Genomic DNA, 8961 nt, shown 5'->3' with positions numbered 1-8961 from the left:
CCAACCGCTCCCCGAGAGTCGGAACTGGATTCCCAGTCCAACTTCCGGGGAGCGGTTCACACCTCACGTGGATGAAGGAGCCCTTCATCGCGCAAGCAGCGGAGCGGGGACGGCTGGTTCGCTTTGTGGACACCGTGTTGTCATGTCCAAGATATGTGAAATTGCTTCGTGTTGTCTTATCGTCGCCGCGTCGTGCTCGAACTCGAGGCAGGAGCCGTGCGTGCAATTGGTCAGGTTGGGCGCTGAAACGCTGAACGCTGCCGGCGGCAGCGAGGCCGACTCGCTCGGCGTCGTCTTCACCGGGGTCGCGTGATGGCGGGCCAGACCGATCGACGCGGGTTCCTGATCGGCACCGGGCTGGTGGCCGGCGCCGCACTCGGCAGCACTCCCGCGCGTGCCCACACCGAGCGCGACGGCTACACGTGGCTCGCCGGCGACCACCACATCCACAGCCAGTACAGCAACGACGCCATGTACCCGGTGGCCACCCAGGTCGAGCGCGCGGCGCGGCACGGCCTGAGCTGGCTGACGATCACCGACCACGGCAACGTCCCGTTCGCCAAGCACAGCGTCACGCCGCTCGTGGCGGACATCGCGGCGGCCCGCCAGAAGTACGCCGACATGCTGGTCTTCACCGGGCTGGAGTGGAACATCCCGGCCGGCGAGCACACCACGCTGATGCTCGCGCCGGGCCGCAACGAGGCGAGTCTGCTGCAGGAGTTCGTCACCCGGTTCGACGCACGCGTGAACGGCACCCGCGACGGCACCCCGGCCAACGAGGCGATTGCCGTGGAAGCGCTCGAGTTCCTGCGGCACGCGGTGGCCACCGGCAAGATCGCCGACGCGCTGGTGCTGCCCAACCACCCGTCGCGGCTGGGCATCAACTCGCCGGGGGAGACCCGCACCTGGCGCGACACGGCGCCCGGCATCGTGATCGGCATGGAGGGCGCGCCAGGCCACCAGGCGGCCGGCCTGCCGGCACCGGGCATGGCGCGGGGCCGCGGCCTGTACGACTCGGCACCCGGCAAGTTCTCGTACCCCGGCTACCCGGCCGAGAGCTACCGCACGTGGGGCGGTTTCGACTGGACGACCGCCACGGTCGGCGGCTTCTGGGACAGCCTGCTCGCCGAGGGCAAGCCGTGGTGGATCACCACCACCTCGGACGGCCACCAGGGCTGCGGGGACTGGATGAAGAACCCGGTGGACCGCCTCGACCAGCAGGGTTACGACGACATCCCGTACGACAGCGAGGGCCGCACGTTCAACACCACCGGCCGGTTCCCCGACCCGGTCAACGCCGGTCGCCCGATCGTCGCGTACAGCTCGTTCCCGCCCGGCGCCTACAACAAGACCTGGGTCGGCGTCACCGGCCGCGGGCACCGCGAGGTGATGCGGGCGATGCGGGCCGGTCGCATGTGGGTCTGCCTGGGCGATCTCGTGGCGGGCCTGGACGTGCGGCTGCGCCCGCGCGGATCACGCGGGCGGGGGACGGCTATGGGCGGCACGCTGCGGGTGCGCCGCGGCGAGGTGGTCGAGGTGGTGGTCCGGATCGACCTGGCCGACCGCCCGAACTTCGCGGGTTTCGTGCCGCGGCTGGCACGGGTCGACCTGATCGTCGGCGCGGTCACCGGCCCGGCCACCGACCGGTCGGTGCTGCGCGCCCCGCAGACGAAGGTCGCCCGGTCGTGGGACGTCCGAGACCGGGCCGGCACCGTCGAACTGGTCCACCGGATCACCGTCGACGGGCCGTTCTACGTGCGGGTCAGGGGCACCGACGGCAAGCGCACCGCACCCGGCTACCACGGCGCGGCCGTGGATCCGGCGGGCCCGGCGATCGACGTCGTCGGCCAGGCGGACCCGTGGGAAGACCTGTGGTGCTACTCGAACCCGGTGTTCGCCGCCGTACAACGCTGAACGGGAGACGGGTACCGCGCCAGGGGGAGTGGCGTGGCGCGGTACCCGCCCGTGCCACGGGCCGGATCAGGGTTTCCGTCCCGCGGCGTGGTCAGAGGGGCTCTCGAACGGTCAGCCGCGCGCCGTGCCGACCGGCAGCCGCAGCTGCAGCTGGAAGCCGCCGTCGGACGTGGGTCCGGTGTGGAGCTTGCCGCCCAGCAGCGCGGCCCGTTCGTGCAGCCCCACGAGTCCGTGCCGGGCACTGGGCAGGGCCAGGTCGGGGCGCGTGGGCGGGGTGTTGGTGACGGTGACGGTCAGGTCGGTGTCGTCGTGGCTGATGTCGATCGTGGCGCTGGCGCCGGGGGCGTGCTTGCGCACGTTCGTCAGCGCTTCCTGGATGGTGCGGTAGATCGCGCGCTGCGCCGGCGGCTCCAGGTCCTGCGGGGCGGCGCCGACGAGCCGCGCGTCGATCGCGCTGTTCGCGATGAGCCGTTCCAGATCGGTCAGCGTGGGCTGCGGGGTCAGTTCGGTCGCCGGGGTGCCGGAAGCGCGCAGCAGGTTCACCATGTGCCGCAGCTCGTCGAGCGTGTTCACCGACAGCTGCCGCACGTTCTCGGCGGCCTGCTTCACGACGGGATCCGCGGTGCTCACACCGAGCGCCCCCGCCTGCACCGCGATCAGGCTCACCTGGTGGGAGACGACGTCGTGCATCTCGCGGGCCAGCTGGTTGCGTTCCCTCGCGAGGATCGCCTCGGCGTCGAGCCGCCGCTCGTGTTCCCGCGCCTGCTTGACCTCGTCGAGCCGCAGGGCGAGCTCGCGCTGGGTGTGCAGGAACTGGCCGAGCAGGATCGGCGCCCCGGCGGTCAACGTGAAGTAGATGGTGCCGAGCAGCATGTCCGTGTGCCAGAACTCCGGCGCGAGGTCGAACAGCGGCAAGGCGACGATGCCCGACGCGACCAGCCAGCACCCGGCGAGCAGCCACCGGTTGCGGTACCGGGACGACACCGAGTGGAGCGTGACGATCACCGCGACGACCGCGCCGGGGAACACGACGGCGGGCAGCGTCGCCACGAAGGACGGCACGGGCCAGCGGTCGCGCGTCGTGAGGGCGAGCACGGCGACCATGCTCACGACGAGACCGGTGATCGACTCCTCACCGATCGCGGTCAGCACGCCCTCGACCGCGGCGGCCGCGATCGCCACGGCGTCGACCAGCCAGGAGGGAACTCTTCGTGTCATGGCCGGCCGTCCAGCAGGCCGGCCCGCTGGGCCACCAGCGCCGCCTGCACCCTGCTGCCCACGCGCAGCTTGGTGAGGATCGCGCTGACGTGGTCCTTCACCGTGCCGACGCTGACGTGGATCCGCGCCCCGATGTCGGTGTTGGACAACCCTTCCGCGATCAGCACGAGCACCGCGCGTTCGCGTTCGGTGAGCAGGTCGACCTGCTCCGCCGCCGCCGAGCCCGCCCCGGACCCGAGGTAGCCGTCGACGACGGTCCTGGTGACCTTGGGGGAGAGCACCACACCGCCGCTGACGAGCGTGCGGACCATCTGGGCCAGCTGTTCGGGCCTGGTGTCCTTGAGGATGAACCCGGCCGCGCCGGACCGCAGCGCCATCGCGATGTACTCGTCGGAGTCGAACGTCGTGAGCATGGCGACGACGGGCGGGGACTTCAGGCCCTGGAGCTGCCGCAGAACGGTGAGGCCGTCCACGTCCGGCATCCGGATGTCGAGCAGCACGACGTCGGGTTTGTGCAGGCTCACCTCGCGCACCGCCTGCGCGCCGGACGGTGTCGCGACCACCTCGATGTCCCCGGCCGCCTGGAGGATGAGGCGGAACCCCGTCCGCACCAGCTCCTCGTCGTCCACGACGACCACCCGAATCATGTCACTCTCCTTTGTGGATCCCGGCCCAGTCTCGCCAACGCCGGCGTGCGGGGGCCATCCGAAACCTGGCAGGCGTCGTCCCCCGACTGGCAGGTTTTCGCCAGCCGGGTGGCGGGGTCGAGGGCAGACCATGCGCTTCCACGACACCAACTCGTCCACAATGGACGGACCTTGGGAGTGCCAGGGTGACACGGTTCAAACCGGAGGCGGCTGCGGCCATCGCCACCGCACTGACTGCTCAGGCCCGGTGAGCGGTGGCCGGACCACCGGTTGGTCTCCGCGGCACTCGGCAACGTGATCTCCGGGCTGAACCTGGCGTGGTGATGTTTCGAAACATTTCGCGCGTGCTGCGGGAAGTGCTGCGTTACAGCCATTTGTGACATCTGGGAGCGTTCCCGGAATTCCACTCGAAGGGAGCAGTAAGAGGGTCCGCCGGACGATCTGTCGTTGCGGTGTTTCGGGTAGACAGTCCGGCTGAGTGGAGTAGAACGCGCTACATCAGGGGTCAGTCGCCTTAAGTGACTCGCGTTACAGTGCCGTGAACTCTGGGAGCGCTCCCAGGAGTCGAGAGGCGGCGGCATGACTCGGCGAACAACGGCATTGATGGTGGCGGCGGTGATGGTGACCGGCGGGGTACCCGCCATGGCGGCACCCGCCGCCGTTGCCTGCACTGTCACGTATCAGATCACCAACGAGTGGAGCACCGGTTTCGGTGCCACGGCGACGATCCGCAACGACGGTGACGCGCTGAACGGCTGGAATCTCACGTGGACGTTCCCGGACGGGCAGCGGGTCACGCAGGGCTGGAACGGGACGTTCAGCCAGACCGGCGCTGTGGTCAGCGTGACCAATCCGGACTGGGCCAGGACGATTCCGTCCGGTGGTTCGGCGCAGGTCGGGTTCAACGGCAGCAAGGGTGCGCAGAACCGGCCGCCGACCGATTTCGCGGTCAACGGCGTGGCGTGCACCGGTCCGAACCAGTCTCCGTCGGTGGCGCTGACGGCGCCGACGGCGGGGAGCACGTACACCTTGCCCGCGACTGTTCCGTTGGCGGCGACGGCGCAGGACAGCGACGGCACGGTGGCGAAGGTCGACTTCTTCGCGGGTGACCAGTTGATCGCGACCGACACCAGCGCGCCGTTCACCGGCAGCTGGACGCCGACGGCGGGTGATCACCCGATCACCGCGAGGGCGACCGACAACCGCGGTGCCGCAACCACTTCGGCGCCGGTGATGGTGAAGGTGCTGGCCGGGCCCGCGGTGCTGGCGTCGCCGAGTGCGGTGTCGGTGCGGCAGGGGCAGAAGGCCACCTTCGACGTCTCGCTGGCCACGGCCCCGAGCCAGCCGGTCACCGTGACGATCGCCCGCACCGGCAGCGCGGACCTGACGGTGTCGCCGGAAACGCTCACGTTCACCGGTACGGCCAAGCAGACCGTGACGGTGTCGTCCGCGGCCAACGGTGGTGAGCTCGCGACGGCGACCTTCACGGCGTCGGCACCGGGCCACAGCCCGGCGAGCGTCACGGTCAAGGAGATCGACCCGTCCACTTCGGACTTCAGCAAGGCGTTCCTGGACCAGTACAACAAGATCAAGGATCCGGCGAGCGGGTATTTCCGCAGGTTCGGTGATCTGCTGGTGCCGTACCACTCGGTGGAGACGTTGATGGTGGAGGCTCCGGATCACGGTCATCAGACGACGTCGGAGGCGTTCAGCTACTACCTGTGGCTGGAGGCGAGCTATGGCCGGGTGACGGGTGATTGGGCGCCGTTCAAGTCGGCGTGGGCGTCGATGGAGAAGTTCATCATCCCGGCGAAGGCCGATCAGCCCACCAACGACAAGTACAACGCGTCGAAGCCCGCGACCTACGCGCCGGAGCATCCGCGGATGGATCGCTATCCGGCGGTGCTGGACAGCAGCGTTGCGGTGGGCTCCGACCCGATCGCGGCGGAGCTGAAGTCCGCGTACGGCAGCGATGACGTCTACGGCATGCACTGGTTGCTGGATGTGGACAACACCTACGGTTTCGGCCGCTGCGGCGACGGCACCACCGCACCGTCGTACATCAACACCTATCAGCGTGGTTCGTCGGAGTCGGTGTGGGAGACGATCCCGCAGCCGTCGTGTGACACGTTCAAGCACGGTGGCCCGAACGGGTTCCTGGACCTGTTCACCAAGGACTCCTCGTACGCCAAGCAATGGAAGTACACCAACGCACCCGACGCGGACGCTCGTGCGGTGCAGGTGGCGTTGCTGGCTCAGCAGTGGGCGACCGCGCAGGGCAAGGGGTCGCAGATCGCGTCCGAGGTCGGCAAGGCCGCGAAGATGGGTGACTATCTGCGGTACGCCATGTTCGACAAGTACTTCAAGCGCATCGGCAACTGCGTCGGCGCGAGCTCCTGCCCCGCAGGTTCCGGCAAGAGCAGCGACCACTACCTGATGTCGTGGTACTACGCGTGGGGTGGTGCGACCGACACCAGTGCCGGGTGGGCGTGGCGGATCGGTGACAGTGCTTCGCATCAGGGTTACCAGAACCCGCTGGCGGCGTACGCGTTGTCGAACGTGCCGGCGCTCAAGCCGTTGTCGGCTACCGGGCAGCAGGACTGGGCCAAGAGCCTGGACCGGCAGATGGAGCTGTTGCAGTGGTTGCAGTCGGCCGACGGTGGTCTCGCGGGTGGTGTGACGAACTCGTGGGAGGGCCAGTACGGCACGCCTCCGGCGGGCACGCCGACGTTCTACGGCATGTTCTACGACCCGCACCCGGTGTGGCGTGACCCGCCGTCGAACCGCTGGTTCGGCTTCCAGGTGTGGGGCCTCGAACGCACCGCGGCCCTGTACCGGATGACCGGCGACGCCCGTGCCAAGAAGATCCTGGACAAGTGGGTGCCGTGGGCGCTCGCGAACACCACGACCGGCACCAACTTCGAGATCCCCGCTGACCTGGAGTGGACGGGTGCGCCGGACACGTGGAACCCCACCAGCCCTGGTGCGAACGCGAACCTGCGGGTGCGCGTGGTCAACAAGAACCAGGATGTCGGTGTGGCGGCGTCGTACGCCAAGGTGCTGCTGAACTACGCGGCCAAGTCGGGGCACGCCCAGGCGAAGGCGACGGGTGAAGCGCTGCTGACGTCGTTGCTGTCGCATCAGGACAGCCTCGGTATCGCGACGCCGGAGACGCGCACGGACTACAACCGGTTCGACGACGTGTACAACGCGTCGACGGGCGAGGGTCCGTACGTGCCGCCGGGGTGGACCGGGAAGATGCCCAACGGCGACCAGATCGCCCAGGGCGCGACGTTCCTGTCCATGCGTTCCGGCTTCCGCAACGACCCACAGTGGCCCAAGGTGCAGTCCTATCTGGACGGTGGACCGGCACCGACGTTCACCTACCACCGGTTCTGGGCCCAGGCGGAGATCGCCACCGCCTTCGCCCTGCACGCCGAGATCTTCGGGTGAGGAGCACAGAGATGAGAAAACGCATCGCACTCCTGGCGGTCGCAGCGGCGGTCGGCGCGGTTCTGGTGCACACCGGTGGCACGGCGCTCGCGCACGGCTCCATGGTGTGGCCCGCCAGCCGCACCTACGCCTGCTACGAGGACGGCAGGGCCGGCAGCGGTGGTGGTGACCTGAAGCCCACCAACCCGGCGTGCGTCGAAGCGGTCGCGCTCGGCGGCAAGCAACCGCTGTGGGACTGGTACGGCAACCTGATCAGCAACGCGGCCGGACGGCACCGGGAGATCATCTCCGACGGGCACCTCTGCGGCCCGACCACGAAGTACGACGCCTACAACCTCGCTCGTGCCGACTGGCCGGTGACCCAGGTGACGGCGAACGCCACGGTCACGTTGCGGTACAACGCGTGGGCGCCGCACCCCGGCACCTGGGAGCAGTACGTCACCAAGGACGGCTTCGACGTGACGAAGCCGCTGAAGTGGTCGGACCTGGAGCCCGTGCCGTTCGACAAGGTCACCAACCCGCCGCAGGCGAACGGTGAGTACAGCTGGCAGGCGAAGCTGCCCAACAAGTCGGGCAGGCACATCATCTACTCGCTCTGGCAGCGCTCCGACAGCCCGGAGGCGTTCTACAGCTGCTCCGACGTCGTGTTCGGCGGCGGTGTGCCCGACACTCAGCCACCGACCGCGCCCGGCACACCGGTCGCGTCGTCGGTCACCGGCAGCTCGGTGCGGCTGGACTGGCCGGCCTCGTCGGACAACTTCGGGGTGTCGGAGTACCGCGTGTACAGCGGCAGCCAGGTGGTGGCCACCTCGGCCACGAACTCGGTGACGGTCAGGGGTCTGACGGCGAACACCGCCTACTCCTTCACCGTGGTGGCGCTGGACTCCGCGGGCAACGCGTCACCGGCGTCGGCGGGCGTCACGGTCCGCACCGGCAGCGGTTCCGGCGCCTGCACGGTGACCTACTCCAAGCCGAGCACCTGGAACGGCGGCTTCACGGCGAACGTGAAGATCGCCAACGGCAGCGCGGAGGCCGTGCGGGCGTGGCAGCTCGTGTGGGACTTCCCGTCCGGGCACCAGTTGTCGTCGTCGTGGTCGTCGACGATCACCGTCGCCAACGGGAAGGCCACGGCGAAGGGGGCGTCCTGGAACGCCGACATCGCCGCGGGCGGCACCACCGAGTTCGGCTTCAACGTGTCGACGACCGGCTCCGCACCGGATCCGGTGAACTTCACGCTCAACGGCGTCTCCTGCGCCGTTCCGTGATGAGGGTCCTCCTCGCCCTCTTCGTGGCCGGTTCGGTCGCGGTCGCCATCGTGGTCGTCCGCGCCGAACCGGCCCCGGACCCGGCTCGCGGTGTCGACGGCATCGCCGCCTGGCTGAACCAGGTCAGCGGTGACTGCACCGACGTGCGCAAGGGCGGCGACTTCACCGCGTTCGCCGGGCCGGTGCGGGCGAAGGTCTACGAGCCGTACATCGCGGAGTGGGGCACCTGCACCAAACCGCCCTACGAACAGCTGGGGCTGCTGGTGCTCCGGCCCGGCCTGGACGAGGCCTGGCGCAGGGCGCTGGCGAGCGGCGAGGTCAGGGGCGACCCGGACCTCGTGTTCGGCGACGGTTTCGCGATCACCGGCTCGACCGGCATGGAGCACCTCGGCCTGAAACGACTCGAGTGCACGCCCGCCGCGTGCTCGCTGACAGAGATCAAACACCATTGAAGGACAGGAGAT

At 69.2% G+C, this 8961-nt stretch carries 6 protein-coding genes; 4 read left to right on the top strand and 2 right to left on the bottom strand.

Features of this window, described 5'->3' with window-relative positions; genetic code table 11:
- The first annotated feature begins 312 nt into the window (after positions 1-312).
- On the top strand, positions 313-1914 hold the full coding sequence (locus IEZ09_RS26775; RefSeq protein WP_189256522.1) for a PHP domain-containing protein: 1602 nt from the start codon (positions 313-315) through the stop codon (positions 1912-1914).
- A 111-nt stretch (positions 1915-2025) separates the two neighbouring features.
- Here IEZ09_RS26775 and IEZ09_RS26770 read toward each other — a convergent pair whose 3' ends face one another.
- Positions 2026-3132 (bottom strand): sensor histidine kinase, encoded by a 1107-nt coding sequence (locus IEZ09_RS26770; RefSeq protein ID WP_189256521.1) that lies wholly within the window; start codon positions 3130-3132, stop codon positions 2026-2028.
- Complete coding sequence (locus tag IEZ09_RS26765) at positions 3129-3779, bottom strand: response regulator (RefSeq protein ID WP_189256520.1); 651 nt, start codon at positions 3777-3779, stop codon at positions 3129-3131. The genes IEZ09_RS26770 and IEZ09_RS26765 overlap by 4 nt, the downstream gene beginning before the upstream one ends.
- Positions 3780-4358: 579 nt before the next feature.
- Between IEZ09_RS26765 and IEZ09_RS26760 the strand changes: the two genes are divergently transcribed.
- From IEZ09_RS26760 to IEZ09_RS26750, 3 genes are read left to right on the top strand one after another with little or no spacing between them, the layout of a single operon-like run.
- The gene (locus IEZ09_RS26760; protein ID WP_229812985.1) at positions 4359-7232 is read left to right on the top strand and encodes a glycoside hydrolase family 48 protein; all 2874 of its coding nucleotides are present in this window, start codon (positions 4359-4361) and stop codon (positions 7230-7232) included.
- Between the two features lie 11 nt (positions 7233-7243).
- A complete protein-coding gene (locus tag IEZ09_RS26755; RefSeq protein WP_189256519.1) occupies positions 7244-8497 on the top strand; it encodes a lytic polysaccharide monooxygenase in 1254 nt (417 codons plus the stop codon).
- Positions 8497-8949 carry a hypothetical protein gene (locus tag IEZ09_RS26750; RefSeq protein ID WP_189256518.1) on the top strand — a complete coding sequence of 151 codons (453 nt, stop codon included), beginning with the start codon at positions 8497-8499 and terminating at the stop codon, positions 8947-8949. The genes IEZ09_RS26755 and IEZ09_RS26750 overlap by 1 nt, the downstream gene beginning before the upstream one ends.
- Positions 8950-8961: the final 12 nt, after the last annotated feature.

This window comes from Lentzea flava (assembly GCF_014648475.1).
GTDB lineage: Bacteria > Actinomycetota > Actinomycetes > Mycobacteriales > Pseudonocardiaceae > Lentzea > Lentzea flava.
This window is presented reverse-complemented; position numbering and strand designations above follow the sequence as displayed.